At 57.7% G+C, this 13,945-nt stretch carries 16 protein-coding genes; 10 read left to right on the forward strand and 6 right to left on the reverse strand.

Features of this window, described 5'->3' with window-relative positions; translation table 11 throughout:
- Position 1: 1 nt before the first annotated feature.
- The 9 genes from J5286_RS25385 (at position 2) to J5286_RS31800 (ending at position 8,302) form a co-directional block, all read left to right on the forward strand.
- Positions 2–166, forward strand: a complete 165-nt coding sequence (locus J5286_RS25385) for a hypothetical protein (RefSeq protein WP_209215389.1) — start codon at positions 2–4, stop codon at positions 164–166.
- Complete coding sequence (locus J5286_RS25390; RefSeq protein WP_209192691.1) at positions 166–723, forward strand: cupredoxin domain-containing protein; 558 nt, start codon at positions 166–168, stop codon at positions 721–723. Before J5286_RS25385 ends, J5286_RS25390 begins: the two co-directional genes overlap by 1 nt.
- Complete coding sequence (locus J5286_RS25395; RefSeq protein WP_209192695.1) at positions 713–2,335, forward strand: b(o/a)3-type cytochrome-c oxidase subunit 1; 1,623 nt, start codon at positions 713–715, stop codon at positions 2,333–2,335. Before J5286_RS25390 ends, J5286_RS25395 begins: the two co-directional genes overlap by 11 nt.
- Positions 2,335–3,147, forward strand: a complete 813-nt coding sequence (locus tag J5286_RS25400) for a c-type cytochrome (RefSeq protein ID WP_209192698.1) — start codon at positions 2,335–2,337, stop codon at positions 3,145–3,147. Before J5286_RS25395 ends, J5286_RS25400 begins: the two co-directional genes overlap by 1 nt.
- A 276-nt stretch (positions 3,148–3,423) precedes the next feature.
- Positions 3,424–3,876, forward strand: coding sequence for a c-type cytochrome (locus tag J5286_RS25405; RefSeq protein WP_209192701.1), 453 nt, complete (start codon positions 3,424–3,426; stop codon positions 3,874–3,876).
- 22 nt (positions 3,877–3,898) lie between these two features.
- Positions 3,899–5,239: a cbb3-type cytochrome c oxidase subunit I gene (locus J5286_RS25410; RefSeq protein WP_209192704.1), complete on the forward strand. Its 1,341-nt coding sequence runs from the start codon at positions 3,899–3,901 to the stop codon at positions 5,237–5,239.
- Between the two features lie 27 nt (positions 5,240–5,266).
- Positions 5,267–6,079 (forward strand): CbbQ/NirQ/NorQ/GpvN family protein, encoded by an 813-nt coding sequence (locus J5286_RS25415; RefSeq protein WP_209192707.1) that lies wholly within the window; start codon positions 5,267–5,269, stop codon positions 6,077–6,079.
- Positions 6,080–6,088: 9 nt separating this feature from the next.
- Complete coding sequence (locus tag J5286_RS25420; RefSeq protein ID WP_209192710.1) at positions 6,089–7,975, forward strand: nitric oxide reductase activation protein NorD; 1,887 nt, start codon at positions 6,089–6,091, stop codon at positions 7,973–7,975.
- A gap of 96 nt (positions 7,976–8,071) precedes the next feature.
- On the forward strand, positions 8,072–8,302 hold the full coding sequence (locus J5286_RS31800) for a DUF6894 family protein (protein WP_449090030.1): 231 nt from the start codon (positions 8,072–8,074) through the stop codon (positions 8,300–8,302).
- A gap of 334 nt (positions 8,303–8,636) precedes the next feature.
- Here J5286_RS31800 and J5286_RS25425 read toward each other — a convergent pair whose 3' ends face one another.
- On the reverse strand, positions 8,637–8,969 hold the full coding sequence (locus J5286_RS25425) for a hypothetical protein (RefSeq protein ID WP_209192716.1): 333 nt from the start codon (positions 8,967–8,969) through the stop codon (positions 8,637–8,639).
- Positions 8,970–9,071: 102 nt separating this feature from the next.
- Between J5286_RS25425 and J5286_RS25430 the strand changes: the two genes are divergently transcribed.
- Complete coding sequence (locus tag J5286_RS25430) at positions 9,072–9,269, forward strand: universal stress protein (protein ID WP_209192721.1); 198 nt, start codon at positions 9,072–9,074, stop codon at positions 9,267–9,269.
- Between the two features lie 232 nt (positions 9,270–9,501).
- Here J5286_RS25430 and J5286_RS25435 read toward each other — a convergent pair whose 3' ends face one another.
- Genes J5286_RS25435 through napF form a run of 5 tightly spaced genes read right to left on the reverse strand, consistent with a single transcriptional unit; the run spans position 9,502 to position 13,944 of the window.
- Complete coding sequence (locus J5286_RS25435; protein WP_209192980.1) at positions 9,502–10,212, reverse strand: NapC/NirT family cytochrome c; 711 nt, start codon at positions 10,210–10,212, stop codon at positions 9,502–9,504.
- A 5-nt stretch (positions 10,213–10,217) separates the two neighbouring features.
- Positions 10,218–10,718, reverse strand: coding sequence for a nitrate reductase cytochrome c-type subunit (locus tag J5286_RS25440; RefSeq protein ID WP_209192726.1), 501 nt, complete (start codon positions 10,716–10,718; stop codon positions 10,218–10,220).
- A complete protein-coding gene (napA, locus tag J5286_RS25445) occupies positions 10,688–13,192 on the reverse strand; it encodes a periplasmic nitrate reductase subunit alpha (RefSeq protein WP_209192981.1) in 2,505 nt (834 codons plus the stop codon). The genes J5286_RS25440 and napA overlap by 31 nt, the downstream gene beginning before the upstream one ends.
- Positions 13,167–13,451 (reverse strand): chaperone NapD, encoded by a 285-nt coding sequence (locus tag J5286_RS25450; protein WP_209192731.1) that lies wholly within the window; start codon positions 13,449–13,451, stop codon positions 13,167–13,169. The genes napA and J5286_RS25450 overlap by 26 nt, the downstream gene beginning before the upstream one ends.
- Complete coding sequence (gene napF, locus J5286_RS25455; protein WP_209192736.1) at positions 13,444–13,944, reverse strand: ferredoxin-type protein NapF; 501 nt, start codon at positions 13,942–13,944, stop codon at positions 13,444–13,446. The genes J5286_RS25450 and napF overlap by 8 nt, the downstream gene beginning before the upstream one ends.
- Position 13,945 lies beyond the last annotated feature (1 nt).

Raw genomic sequence — 13,945 nt, forward strand, 5'->3', positions numbered from 1 at the left:
GATGCTGAATTCCGATCCCGGCGCTGCGCCGGATGACACGGCCGTCGAAGCGATAGTCTCGCGCGGCCCGAAAGGAGCTATTTGGGTCGCAGGCATTGCGACCGCGCTCGTTCTTTTCATGTGGTTTCTGTTTTACTTCCTTGTTTTCGTCCCTCGGAGCGGCTGATGGCGACAGTTCATGAAAAGGGCATGGAGGTTGCCGAGCGCGTCGAGCGCAGATGGGCGACCATATCAATTCTCATTATCGTTTTTCTTGCTGGGATGGCAGCGTTCGCCGGCATCCACCAGGCGACGATGCCGCAGAGGACCGTTGAAACGGTCGACCCTACCACGCTCCATCTCCAGGGAGAGTTTATTGAATCCAATCTTGGAAGCGCGGTCGAGAGCGATGGATCTGTAACGGTCCGAGCGGTAGGTCAGCAATACTCCTTCTCCCCACCTTGTCTCGTGGTCCCGGCAGGAACGCCGATCACGTTTCGGGCTACAAGCGCCGACGTCGTGCATGGGCTGCTGGTGCAAGGTACGAACATCAACACCATGCTTGTGCCCGGCTACGTGTCTGTTCTGCAGGCCTCATTTGCATCGCCAGGCGAACATTTGATGCCCTGTCAGGAATTCTGCAGCGTCGGGCACGAGGGAATGTGGGGTAAGGTAAAGGTGATAGACAAACAGGAATTCCTCGCCGAGGTCGCCGACAAGAGGAGATTATCCTGTGCTCTTTAACCGCAAACTCATTCTGGCGCACTTTTGGCTGGCCTTTGCAGCTTTTGGTGCGGCGCTCCTTCTCGGGGCTTGGCAGATGTACGTCCGCAGTCCGCTTGCGAACTGGGTGAGCAATCCGGAATGGTACTACCGATCCTTAACGGCTCACGGTACCGTTATGGGGTACGTATTTCCAACCTTGGTCGCCATGGGTTTCGGGTATGCGATCAGCGAGTCCTCGCTCAAGCAGAAGCTCGTTGGCGCTCGATGGGCTTGGATCGGCTTCTGGCTTATCGCAGTTGGAGCGGTAGTCGCGATGGTTCCAGTCGCTCTAGGCCTGGCGTCGGTGTTGTACACATTCTATCCGCCCTTGATCGGTAGTCCGTTCTACTATCTCGGCGTCGTGATGGTGGTGGTGGGTTCCTGGATCTGGGTAGCGCTGATGTCAGTCAATCTTCGGATCTGGAAGAAGGCGAATCCCGGCGTGCCAGTTCCGCTTCCGATGTTCGCCAACGTCGCAGGATCCTACCTGTGGGCCTGGACGGCAGTCGGAGCCGCGTTGGAGCTACTGCTGCAAATCCTCCCAGTGGCATTGGGATTCAAAAATACGATCGATGCCGGGCTGGCACGAGTCTTCTTCTCGTGGACGCTGCACGCGATCGTGTACTTCTGGCTGATGCCGACCTACATCGCCTATTACACCATAGTGCCGAGAGCGATCGGCGGTCGCCTGTATAGTGACACCATGGCCCGCATTTCGTTTATCCTTTTCCTCATCGTAGCGATGCCGATCGGCATCCATCATGCCTTTGCCGATCCTCAGGTTGGCGCCGGTTTCAAATTCATTCACTCAGCGTTCACCGCGCTTGTCGCCCTTCCGACCTTGCTTACGGTATTCACCATTTGCGCCTCGGTCGAAATAGCGGCGCGGGCGCGCGGTGGCACCGGGCCATTCGGTTGGATCAAGGCTCTTCCCTGGCGCAATCCGATGATGCTCGCCGTAACCTTCTCCTTCGTGATGCTAGGGTTCGGAGGTGCAGGCGGTCTTATCAACATGAGCTACCAGCTTGACACGACGATCCACAACACGCAGTGGATCACCGGTCACTTCCACCTGATCTTCGGTGGAGCGATCGTTATCATGTATTTTGCGATCGCTTACGATCTCTGGCCCCATCTCACCGGTCGACCCCTTGTCAGTATGGGCACGGTTCGTCTGCAGCTCTGGCTCTGGTTTATTGGGATGATTGTCACGACGTTCCCTTGGCACTACGTCGGGATTCTCGGAATGCCGCGCCGAATGGCATACTTCGACTTCACAGAGCCGGCCCTTGCCAACGAAGCCATAACGGTAGTTTTGTCGGCGATCGGCGGATTCATTCTCGTCGTATCGGGCATCCTCTTCATTACGGTGCTGGTGCGATCGCAGCTTCGTTCATCCGAACCATCCGATGAGTACCGGTTCGCGCTCGCGGTACATCCGCCGACCAGAGTACCGGCTCTTCTGAATAGCTATGGGCTGTGGGTGGCGCTGATGATCGGGCTGACCGTTACAAACTACGGGTACCCCATCTTGCAGCTCGCTGTCAGAAGCGACACCTCCGTGCCCGCAGTCTATGTTGGAGAGAAGTGATGGCCGAGCCGGACCTCGGAAAGATCAACGTCAGATGGACCTTCACCAGCGTCGCGGTGACCGCCGCCATCTTTGTTGCGTCGGTGATCTTGGGGTTCGTGTTGCTTCCGAATCTGGAGGCAGGGCAACAGGCTGCAAGTCTGTGGGACTCGATCTGTCGTGCGGCCGGAGTGCCCCGCGCGAGCCAGACAGGAGAAACAGTGAAGCCGGAGTACAGGACCTCGCTGGTGAAGATCGCGTCAGCGGTATCAAGCGTCCGCGACGATGCAGCGATAGGTCGTGGTGCAACGCTGGCGCAGCAATGCGCGATCTGCCACGGTCCAACGGGCGTGAGCCGAGCCGACTCTCCTAACCTCGCGGGCCAGTACGCGAGCGTTGTCTACAAACAGCTTAGAGACTTTAAAGACGGCGTACGGGTCAACGCAATCATGTCTCCATTTGCACTGAACCTTTCCGAGCGGGACATGCAGGATCTGGCTGCCTACTACGCGTACCTTCCAAGGTTGCCAGGCTTCCATCCGGCAGGAGGAAACCCTGTTCCTCGTATCGTGGCAAGCGGAGCACCTATCAGGGGAATCGCTCCATGCGGGTCCTGTCACGGAAGCATCGAAAATAAACTCGGAAGCCCGTGGCTGGAAGGTCAATCTGAGCTTTACCTGAAGGCTCAGCTCGCGGCATTCGCCTCCGGCGCCCGAGAGAATGACATCACGAGGCAAATGCGAAACGTCGCTCACGCGATGACTCCAGAGGAAATCGAGGCCGCGGCGAAATATTACGCTAACAAGCCGCCGCCGGAGCAGGCGACAGAATAGCCGATCAACGGTCGTTTGCGAAATCAAGTCGTCATGCAGCGGAATCGATTGCATTGATGAACGCGTCTGCCATCGTGGACAGCCTCTAAGTCCTTATTCACATCCCCCTTTCCCAGCATAAGAATAGCCTCGCACCAATGGCTTCCGGCCAATTACCTCGCTGATTGCGAATCCACAAAGACCTCGTTCCGAAAATCACTCATCCCGTGATGACGAGCCACTGTGCTCGATTTCCGACGTCAAGGCGGCTCCGCCAATGACATGAAAGGATGATCGATGGCTGAACGCCTCACTAAAACCGCGGCCCGAAACGTGTTCTACGGCGGTTCCGCATTCTTCTTCGCAATTTTCTTAGGCCTCACGGCCCATAGTCACTACTACATCCGGACTGTGTCTACGGACGAGGCGACCCTTACCGACGGCGTGGCCCGCGGAAAGCGTATCTGGGAAAAGAACGCTTGCATCAACTGCCACACCCTCGATGGCGAGGGCGCCTACTTCGCGCCGGAGCTGTCGAACGTCTGGATACGCTGGGGCGGCGACAAAGATCCCGCAAGCGCTCGTGATGCACTTCACGCCTGGATGGCGGCTCAGCCCTCTGGCATCGAGGGCCGCCGGCAGATGCCGCAGTTCAATCTGACGGATCAGGAAGTAAACGATCTTGCCGACTTCCTCGAATGGGTCAGCAAAACCAAGACGCAGAACTGGCCGCCGAACCAGGCCGGCTGAGCGACGCAGAGGGACAATCAATATGAAATACAAGACTCAAAGCGTGGCCATGCTCTACTTCTACGGAGCCCTCGGCCTTTTCATGGCGCAGCTACTCTTCGGCGTCATCGCGGGCACAATCTACGTGCTTCCAAACACTCTATCTGTCGTGCTTCCCTTCAACATCGTCCGAATGATCCATACGAACGCGTTGATCGTCTGGCTTCTAATGGGCTTCATGGGTACGACATACTTCCTCATCCCGGAGGAGTGTGAAACTGAGCTCTACAGTCCGAAACTGGCGATCGCTCAGTTCTGGATTTTTCTGGTGGCCGCTGCGGTCGCAGTAGTTGGTTACTTATTCCACATTCACGAAGGCCGCGAGTTTCTCGAGCAGCCATTCGCCATCAAAGTGGGCATCGTCATCGTCGCGCTGATGTTCCTTTTTAACATCACCATGACGGCGCTCAAGGGCCGCAAAACGACGATTACCAACATCCTGCTCTTCGGGCTCTGGGGCGTCGCAATCTTCTTCCTTTTCGCCTTCTATAACCCGGTCAATCTTGCGCTCGACAAGATGTATTGGTGGTACGTTGTCCATCTCTGGGTAGAAGGCGTTTGGGAGCTGATAATGGCGTCGGTCCTCGCGTTCCTGATGATCAAGCTGAACGGCATCGACCGCGAAGTCATCGAAAAGTGGCTCTATGTCATTGTTGGTCTTGCCCTGTTCTCGGGTATCCTCGGCACGGGCCACCACTTCTACTGGATCGGCGCTCCCGGCTACTGGCAGTGGATTGGTTCGCTCTTCTCCACGTTGGAAGTTGCCCCGTTTTTCACAATGGTCGTCTTCACCTTCGTCATGACGTGGCGAGCCGGCCGCAAGCATGAGAACAAGGCCGCGATCCTGTGGTCGATCGGATGCTCGGTCATGGCGTTCTTCGGCGCGGGCGTGTGGGGCTTCCTGCATACGCTGTCGTCGGTGAACTACTACACCCACGGCACGCAGGTGACAGCGGCTCACGGCCATCTCGCTTTCTTCGGCGCCTACGTAATGCTGAACCTTGCCGCGATGGCCTACGCCATCCCTCAGATCCGAGGTCGCGCTCCCTACAATCAGTGGCTCTCGATTAGCAGCTTCTGGATCATGTGCGGCGCCATGTCGGTCATGACCTTCGCGCTGACGTTCGCGGGCGTTATCCAGGTTCACCTGCAGCGCGTGCTTGGCGAATCCTACATGGACGTCCAAGACCAGCTCGCGCTGTTCTATTGGATCAGACTTGGCTCGGGCGTGTTCGTCTTCATCAGCGCCATCATGTTTATCTGGTCGGTGCTAGTTCCAGGTCGCGCTCGCCTTCTAAACATTGCAGCTCAGCCCGCCGAATAGGCGGGCCTTCCCCAACTGGAGACTGAAATGACAATAGCTCTGAACTTCCCGCTGACGCCGAAGTCGGAAATCCCCCACTACTCGCCGCAAGGCAACGAATGCGCGCTCTTCGAAAGCGCATGGACCCGGCAGTTGCCGGTGCTGTTGAAAGGGCCGACCGGCTGCGGCAAAACGCGTTTCGTCCAGCACATGGCAGCGAAGCTGGGGCTTCCAGTTTCGACGGTCTCCTGCCACGACGACCTTACGGCCGCTGACCTGACTGGCCGCTATCTCCTGAAGGGAGGCGAGACGGTCTGGGTCGACGGGCCCTTGACGAAGGCCGTGCGAAACGGCGGGATCTGCTACCTCGATGAGATCGTCGAGGCACGAAAGGACGTCGCCGTCGTTCTCCATCCTCTGACGGACGATCGCCGAATCCTTCCTCTGGAGCGGACGGGCGAAATTCTCGAAGCGCAGCCGGCCTTCATGGTCGTCGTGTCTTACAATCCGGGCTACCAGAACTTGATGAAGGCTCTGAAGCCGAGCACGCGCCAGAGGTTCGTCTCGATCGAGTTCGACTTCCTTCCGCGGGACAAGGAGATCACTACTGTCGCGATCGAAAGCGGACTTTCGGAAGTTAAGGTCGCGCCGCTGGTCGATCTCGCTCGGCGACTCCGCATTCTGAAGGGGCAGGACATCGAAGAGGGCGTCTCCACCCGTTTGCTAATCTACTGCGCGACATTGATCGAAGCCGGAATGCCGGTCGCAGACGCCGTTCGCGCAGCTATCGTGGAGCCGCTCACGGACGAACCGGACGTGAAGGCCGCACTCCTTGAAGTGGCCAAGGCGACGTTTGCATAGGATTTGAACATGCTGGAATTTCTGGAACTCGAAGAGACCGTCGGGCGAGCTTGGCATCGCATCGTAGGCGAGACAAGCTCGTGGCCCCATCATCCTGACAAAGCCGTCCGTCTCGCCGACATAAGGGCGCAGCTCTCGGTCTGTTTCCGGGCGTTCGGTGGGGAGCCGACTTTTCAGATCCAGAAATCCCGGCAAAAAACCAGTTCTCACCGGCTTCGTCTGCGGCAGGTCGTGGGCCTTGGCGAAGAGCGAACCGATCACCCGACTTGGGACAACTCGGCGCTCCATCTCCCGGCGGTGATCGACGTCTTCAACGACCGCGGTCTCAACCGCGATCTCTACTTCTGGCTCGCCGGATACGTCGCGGTTGCCCTAACGGAGAACGTTCCCGTTGATCCGGCACTCGCTGACATGGCTCGGATCGAGTCGGGTCGAAAGAACAGTAGGTTGGTCGTCACGACTTTTCCGGGAATGGCCGGTAGATACGCTCGACTTGCCCACGCACTGGCTTCCTGCCGTGCCCGAGGAAAGTTGCCTCTAGTCGAGGTTCGCGTTGAGACATATGCCATGACGGCTCTCTCGTTCTCTATCGAGTACGACCTTCCGGAAGACGCAAGGCCGGCGATCTGCGGCGCACCAGCGGGCTATCTCCCTATGCTGTCCGTTCCGCTTTGGCCTGATTTTCGGGGCAAAGTCGAGCTCCAGGCCATCGACAGGGACGATCTACCGTCGGAGTCCATTGAACGTGAGGGCGGTGAGAAAAACACGCATGAGGCCAAGCGACAGAATGACTCGGACGACCGCAAGCGCGATCCTTTCATCTTGAACCGGTTCGAGAAGATCTTGGCAATGGCAGAGATGATCAACGTCGACCGCCCGACCGACGATCGCGAGGACGACGAGCCATCGGCCGCAGAAGAGCTCGACGATGTCGTGCTGAGCCAGACGAAGGAGAAGCCAAAATCGAAGTTCCACTTCGATCTCGATCTTTCGCCGGAAGCTGCCGATACATCGCGGATCGAAGCGGAGTTCGTCTACCCGGAATGGAACTTCAGGAAGAACGAGTATTTGGAGGATCATTGCCGCGTCCTCGTAGGGACCGCCGAGAGCGATGCGTCAGGGTCGTTGGCCACCGACCAGTCGGTCGTGCGTAAGATCAGAAAGCAATTTGAAACCCTTCGTCCCAAGCGGGAGATACGGCGCGCACAGTTGGACGGTAACGACCTCGATATGGATGCCGTCATCCGGTCGCGTATCGACCTGATGGTGACCGGGCAGCCAAACGACTATATCTACGAATGCGCGCGTCCCGCCACGCATGAACTCGCCACTTCGATCCTTGTAGACGTCTCCCTGTCCACCGATTCCTGGGTGAACAATCGACGGGTGCTCGACGTAGAAATGCAGGCACTCGATGTGCTTTCCCGCGGTCTTGACGCCTGCGGAGATCGGTTCTCGATCGAAACTTTCACATCGCGTCGCCGCGACTGGGTCCGCATTGAAACCATCAAGCGTTTCGACGAGAAATTCACCGTCACGACCGCACGCCGGATCGCCAGTTTAAAACCGGGATATTACACCCGGATGGGCGCCGCCATCCGCCATGTTTCAAAGCAGCTCGACAAGCAGTCGACCCGTAAGCGGCTTCTGATGATCCTGACTGACGGTAAGCCTAACGATGTAGATAACTACGAAGGACGGTTCGCGCTCGAAGACTGCAGGCGCGCCGTCTATGAAGCGCGCGCCCGCGGACAGGCCGTTTTCGCTGTCACCGTCGATCGGAATGCGGAGGACTACCTTCCGGCTATTTTCGGCCGCCAAGGATATGCGCTGGTGTCGAACATCGCCAAGCTGCCCAGCGCGCTGCCTGCGATCTACAGGAACCTCACCGCGTGATGAGGTACGCTACGTCGATGCTGATTCAGGTCAAAGCGGACAACGACACCTTTCAATCGATGGATGCTTTGAAAGCCTTGTACAGGAGCTGCCTCTATGTCGGGTAGGTGCGGGAGCCGATTTTTCTTCAACGTTTGTTCGGGATCGACGCTCATACGAGACGCCACCGGCTGTGTTCTGCGGGACGTGGAGGAGGCAATCACCGCAGCCCTGGTAAAAGGAATCAAGATGGTCTCTCCGCTGGGCTGTCGGAATGCCTCGCGTTTCGAAATTACGGACGAGAAGGGGATGGTCGTTGCGACCGTTCCGATCGTCCATGATAATTGACAGCATCTCACCGTGATGCCCGTGGACGGTAAGACGAGTTTGAATGCTGTCGATCACACCGGACCCGGCGTAATCCCTAGAGCCCCTCTCATGTTCTCTGCAACCGCCTTATTTCGGATCAACGGCCGTTCGCTCGACGGCGAGATCACGCAGCGTGCCTGCTGAATGGGAACACCTACGCTCATACCGCGCTGAGCGCGCAGCCTCGTGTCAGGTTGGCTTACTATGGCGGGTCTTCTGACTTTCAGAAAAAGACTCAGGAAAAACATCTCTATCCTTGGGCTAGAGTTCTTGGTTGCCGCCGTTTCTCTTGTCACATAGTTGCTGATCCGCCTCACGGATCTACGTCTCGAACCGGCTCGGCTTTGCGTTCCGACCGTCGTCGAAGGACCTCCTCGACGACGGCATCAAAGAATTCGAGCGCGTATTGCTGTGCGGCGACTTCATCGTCAGGTGAGAGCTTCAGCGGGTGGCAGCGCTCCCGCACCATCCGCTCGATATTCTCCCGTAGTTTCGTAATTGCATCAGCATTACTGTGCGCAACCGTGTCCTCGACGCAAGCAATGGCGATGGATTCGAGTACGATGAGTTTCCCCTCGATCTCGCCTTCCGTGGGTATGGGGAAGCGTTCTTCACCTTGCTTTCCGTCGCGTTTTATGGAGAGCATACCTGATCCTCCCTTTGGAAAGTTGCGCTCGCTTAAACCGGCACTGGTCGGTCCAAGATATCCGTTCGCGCCAGCTTAATCTCTTCCCTACGCCGCACTTTGATGAAGCTCAAAGAACTGGGGACCGGCTGCGGTGGACGTCCGGCCGACGAGATCCTGCGCCAACACGCGCTCGACGTCTCTGCAAACCTTGTCGTCATGGGAGCGTACGATCATCCAAGATGGCGGCAGTCTCTGTTCGGAGGAACGACGCGCGGGATGATCGAGGACAGCCGGATCCCGGTGATGCTTGCGCATTGATCAAATCCGGTCGGTTTACGAGATTCTCGCACCGAACAACATAACGCTGGAACTGGCTAAAGTTGTGTTGGCGCCCTTGCTAGGGCCCCAACAGAGCTTCCTATATGTCAATGGCAAATCTACGATGGCCGCGAGGGCGTTCGATGCGGCTCAGTAAATGACACTCGTTGGCTGTCCCATGTTGTCGCCAAATCGCGCGCTTGCCGACCGCGCGGCTGCTCACAGCGAGGGATCAGTCGGCTCCATCCGCCATTTCGAGATGAGCTCGTTGCACAGCATCTCGAAGATCGTCAATCGGGGTTTGACGAGCCATCTTCTTACCTTCCAGCTCCTTCGGCATCTTCCAGCCCGGATCGACGCCATTCATGTTTGGCAACTCGTGTGCGATTCCCTTGTGACAGTCGATGCACGTCGCCTTACCAGGAAGCAGATAGCGCGTGTGAATTTCTGCGGCTCTCTGCGTCTGCTTCTGCAAGTCCATTGCAACCGATGCGTGGCAGTTTCGGCACTCGAGGCTGTCGTTGGCCTTCATTCGCGCCCACTCGTGCTGTGCGAGTTCGAGCCGCTTCTCAAGAAATTTCGACCGCGTGTTGATCGTACCGAAGATCTTTCCCCAGACCTCCTTCGACGCCTGCATCTTGCGGGCGATCTTGTCGGTCCACTGGTGGGGGACGTGGCAGTCTGGGCAGCTTGCTCGGACGCCCGACCGGTTGGAGAAATGGATGGTCCGGCTTAGTTCCTGATAGACGTTGTCGTGCATCTCGTGACAGGACGTGCAGAACTTTTCCGAATTTGTCAGTTCGAGCGCCGTGTTGAAGGCTCCCCAGAACATAACGCCGCCCACAAACCCACCCAGTGTCAGGACGCCTAAGCCTATGGTAGCAGCCGGGGTGATGATAATCGACCAGCACCATGTAACGATCTTACTGATCCATCCGAACATGATCGTCACTCGCTCCCCGCGGGCCTAACGCCCAGTTCGCTCATGTCCTTGAACTCGCTCGGCACGAGCGGTTGGGTATCCGCCTGCGGCACATGGCATGCAGTGCAGAAGTAGCGTCTCGGAGAAACATCCGCCAGCATCTGCCCTTCGCGCGTCATGTAGTGGGTCACGCTAATCATCGGCGCCCCACTATCTTGAGTGAACTCGCGCTTGTGACATGAGAGACAACGGTTGGCATTGACAGAAAGCTCGTAGCCCTCGATCGAATGCGGAATGATCGGCGGCTGATCAGGATAAGCGCGCATCCTTCGCTGGTCGTCGACAATCCACTTGGGAAGGGGCTTCGCTTCGCCGGTTTCCATCGACGGGGTCGGCCCCTGAAGCTGAGGGACCGTCTGTTGAATGACTTGAGCAACGGTCGCCGTCGTCAGGAAGACCATAAGGCCTGCCGCTACCGCTATCCAACCGGGCCGCTTCAAACGGCGGGAAGTATCTTGACCGCGCATTTTTTGAAATCCGTTTGTTTGGAGATGGGATCGGTGGCGTCGAGCGTCACTTTATTGATCAACTGGCTTGCATCGAACCACGGAACGAAGATCACGCCGCTAGGCATCCTGTTTCGTCCCCGGATATCGATCCGGGACCGGATTTCTCCCCGTCTTGAGATGATGCGGACCTCTGCTCCCTGATTGATGCCGCGCTTGCGGGCGTCTTCAGCGTTCATGAAGCATCGGGCACCGGGGAACGCCCTATACAGTTCAGGGACCCTCATCGTCATCGAGCCGGAATGCCAGTGTTCCAGCACACGACCCGTGACTAGCCAGAAGTCGAACTCCTCATCGGGAGACTCCGCAGGGGGTTCATATGGGACGGCCAATATGACTGCCTTGCCGTCCTTCTGGCCATAGAATTTTACGCCCTCGCCAGGCTTCACATAAGGATCGTATCCTTCGCGATACCGCCATCGGGTTTCTTGGCCGTCGACAACCGGCCACCGCAATCCACGCACCTGGTGGTACATGTCGTAGGGCGCGAGGTCATGCCCGTGTCCGCGGCCAAACGAAGCGTATTCCTCGAACAAACCTTTTTGGACGTAGAAACCGAAGGCCTTGGCTTCATTGTTGTCATACTCGGCGTCCACCTCGCTAAGCGGAAACCGGTCGACTTCACCGTTCTTAAAAAGGACGTCGAAAAGGCTCTTGTCGCGGTATTCGGGATGTTCGTCCAAGATCTCCTTCGGCCAAACTTCGTCCGTCGTGAAGCGCTTTGAGAACTCCATAAGCTGCCAGAGATCCGATCGAGCGTCGCCCTTGGCCTGAACAAGCTGGTGCCACACGTGCGTACGCCTTTCGGCGTTTCCGTAAGCGCCCTCCTTCTCGACCCACATCGCGGCCGGCAAGATTAGGTCGGCGCTCATGGCGGTAATGGTGGGATAGGCGTCGGATACAACGATGAAATTCTCGGGGTTTCGATAGCCCTGCCAAGTCTCGTTGCTGGTGTTGGGGCCGGCCTGGACGTTGTTATTCACCTGTACCCAGTAGAAGTTCAGTTTGCCATCTTTAAGCATGCGATCCTGCTGGACGGCATGGTAGCCGGGCTTTTCGGGAATGATACCGTGCGGTATCCGCCAGATTTCCTCTGCATGCTTGCGATGTTCAGGATTGGTCACGGTCATGTCGGCTGGGAGGCGATGCGCGAACGTACCTACCTCGCGCGCAGTTCCGCAGGCGGACGGTTGGCCCGTAAGTGAGAAAGGGCTGTTGCCAGGCTCCGATATCTTTCCGGTCAATAGATGAAGGTTGTAGACCATCTGGTTCGCCCAGACGCCGCGAACATGCTGATTGAAACCCATTGTCCAGAGTGACATCACCTTGCGGTTTGGATCGGCGTAAAGTTCCGCCAATTGCTCTAGGAACTCGGGGTCGACGCCAGTGAGTTCTGAAGTCTTTTCGAGAGTGTATTCCGCAACGTGCTGCTTGAAGCCCTCGAAATCGATCGGTTCAGTCTTTCCTGGGTCTGCTGAATTCGCGGCTTTCTGTTCACGCGGATTGTCAGGGCGCAGCCCGTAGCCAATGTCCGTGACACCCTTCGCGAACTTCGTGTGATCCTTCACGAAGGCCTCGTTCACCCGTCCGGTCTGGATGATGTGGTTTGCGATGTAATTGAGGATGGCAAGATCCGTTCCCGGCTTGAAGACAATCGGGATGTCGGCCAGGTCCATACTCCGGTGCGTGTAGGTCGAAAGCACGGCCACACGTACGTGCGGCTGGCCGAGCCTTCGGTCGGCTACGCGCGTCCACAGGATCGGATGCATCTCGGCCATGTTCGAACCCCAGAGGACGAAGGCGTCAGCAGCTTCGAAGTCGTCGTAGCAGCCCATGGGCTCGTCCATGCCGAACGTGCGCATGAACCCATAGGCGGCGGAGGCCATGCAATGCCGCGCGTTCGGGTCAAGATTGTTTGACCGGAGGCCCGCGCGCATGAGTTTCGTAGCGGCGTAGCCTTCAAAAATGGTCCACTGACCGGAGCCGAACATGCCTACTGCAGTCGGCCCTTTCTCTTTCAATACCTTTTTGCATTGCGCGGCCATCACGTCGAAGGCTTCGTCCCAGCTTACCGGCTCGAAATCTCCGTCCTTCGCGAAGACGCCGGCGCGCTTTCTCAGAAGGGGCCGGGTCAGGCGGTCCTCGCCGTACATTATCTTGGAAAGGAAGTATCCCTTGATGCAGTTGAGGCCTCGGTTGACTTCCGCCTGCATGTCTCCGTGGGTCGCCACCACCTGTCCGGCCTTGACGCCGACCATCACGCCGCAACCGGTTCCGCAGAAGCGACAAGGAGCCTTTGACCACTTGATTTCGAGGGCGGTCACGCCCCCAGGGACTGGCTGAGCGGCCGCCGGAAGAGTCACGCCCGCGGCCGCCGCCGCAAGTGCCGCCGCCTGAGCCTTCAGAACATCACGCCTCTTGAACTCTCCGCTCATCATCATGCGTCTCCTCTTCCACATGCTCGAAAACCATATTCGCCGCGATAACGCCCTCAAGGAGAGAGATGCTGGTCAGCGCCGTTCCGAGCTCGCCCGTACTCGAGCCTTCGAGAACGATGATGAACTTGCCGTTCTCCACGCCGTGAACCTCCACGCTTGCCATGTTTGCAAGCGCATCGCCTACAGAGGCGGTGAACGCTGGCATCGTCGCAACGACAGCGCTGGAAATATGATGGCGGGTTGCTCGATTAGGCATGGAAGACCTCCGGCAAACGACTCTCCATCTCAACCGCGTCAACGGGACATGACGCGACGCACGCTCCACAGCCGGAGCAGCGATCGGAACTTACGAAAGGAAGAAACGGTCCACCGATGCGCGGGCGAAAACGTATGGCATCCTCCGGGCATCCGTCACGGCAGGATTGACAGGCGACGTCACGCGAGGCGAGGCACTCGCTTCCGATGGTCGCGACGTAAGGAATAGTGCGCGCAGAAGGCAGGGCGAATACTGGTTCGGGACAGACATGCGCGCACTCGCTGCAGAACGTGCACTCGCCATCGTGAAAGTCGAGCCTTGGAAGCCCGTCAGCCATATTTATTATCCCGGTGGGACATCGCTCCACGCACAAGCCACAACCGGTGCACGCGCTCGAAAGAAGCATTGTGGACGTTCCCGGTGGGCGAATTGCTTCAGGACGTACCTGACCTGATAGGAACTGTCGTCGAGATAAAGACGCTCGCCGCGACATG

This window comes from Rhizobium sp. 16-488-2b (assembly GCF_017741815.1).
GTDB lineage: Bacteria > Pseudomonadota > Alphaproteobacteria > Rhizobiales > Rhizobiaceae > Rhizobium.

Excerpts from the sequence above, each read along its gene's own strand:
- J5286_RS25425 (WP_209192716.1), bottom strand. The coding sequence starts at position 8,969 with ATGCTCTCCATAAAACGCGACGGAAAGCAAGGTGAAGAACGCTTCCCC.
- J5286_RS25400 (WP_209192698.1), top strand. The coding sequence starts at position 2,335 with ATGGCCGAGCCGGACCTCGGAAAGATCAACGTCAGATGGACCTTCACC.
- J5286_RS25440 (WP_209192726.1), bottom strand. The coding sequence starts at position 10,718 with ATGCGCGGTCAAGATACTTCCCGCCGTTTGAAGCGGCCCGGTTGGATA.
- J5286_RS25385 (WP_209215389.1), top strand. The coding sequence starts at position 2 with ATGCTGAATTCCGATCCCGGCGCTGCGCCGGATGACACGGCCGTCGAA.
- J5286_RS25405 (WP_209192701.1), top strand. The coding sequence starts at position 3,424 with ATGGCTGAACGCCTCACTAAAACCGCGGCCCGAAACGTGTTCTACGGC.
- J5286_RS31800 (WP_449090030.1), top strand. The coding sequence starts at position 8,072 with ATGTCGGGTAGGTGCGGGAGCCGATTTTTCTTCAACGTTTGTTCGGGA.
- J5286_RS25390 (WP_209192691.1), top strand. The coding sequence starts at position 166 with ATGGCGACAGTTCATGAAAAGGGCATGGAGGTTGCCGAGCGCGTCGAG.
- J5286_RS25430 (WP_209192721.1), top strand. The coding sequence starts at position 9,072 with ATGAAGCTCAAAGAACTGGGGACCGGCTGCGGTGGACGTCCGGCCGAC.
- napA (WP_209192981.1), bottom strand. The coding sequence starts at position 13,192 with ATGAGCGGAGAGTTCAAGAGGCGTGATGTTCTGAAGGCTCAGGCGGCG.
- J5286_RS25450 (WP_209192731.1), bottom strand. The coding sequence starts at position 13,451 with ATGCCTAATCGAGCAACCCGCCATCATATTTCCAGCGCTGTCGTTGCG.
- J5286_RS25435 (WP_209192980.1), bottom strand. The coding sequence starts at position 10,212 with ATGTTCGGATGGATCAGTAAGATCGTTACATGGTGCTGGTCGATTATC.
- J5286_RS25410 (WP_209192704.1), top strand. The coding sequence starts at position 3,899 with ATGAAATACAAGACTCAAAGCGTGGCCATGCTCTACTTCTACGGAGCC.
- J5286_RS25420 (WP_209192710.1), top strand. The coding sequence starts at position 6,089 with ATGCTGGAATTTCTGGAACTCGAAGAGACCGTCGGGCGAGCTTGGCAT.
- napF (WP_209192736.1), bottom strand. The coding sequence starts at position 13,944 with ATGTCGCGGCGAGCGTCTTTATCTCGACGACAGTTCCTATCAGGTCAG.
- J5286_RS25415 (WP_209192707.1), top strand. The coding sequence starts at position 5,267 with ATGACAATAGCTCTGAACTTCCCGCTGACGCCGAAGTCGGAAATCCCC.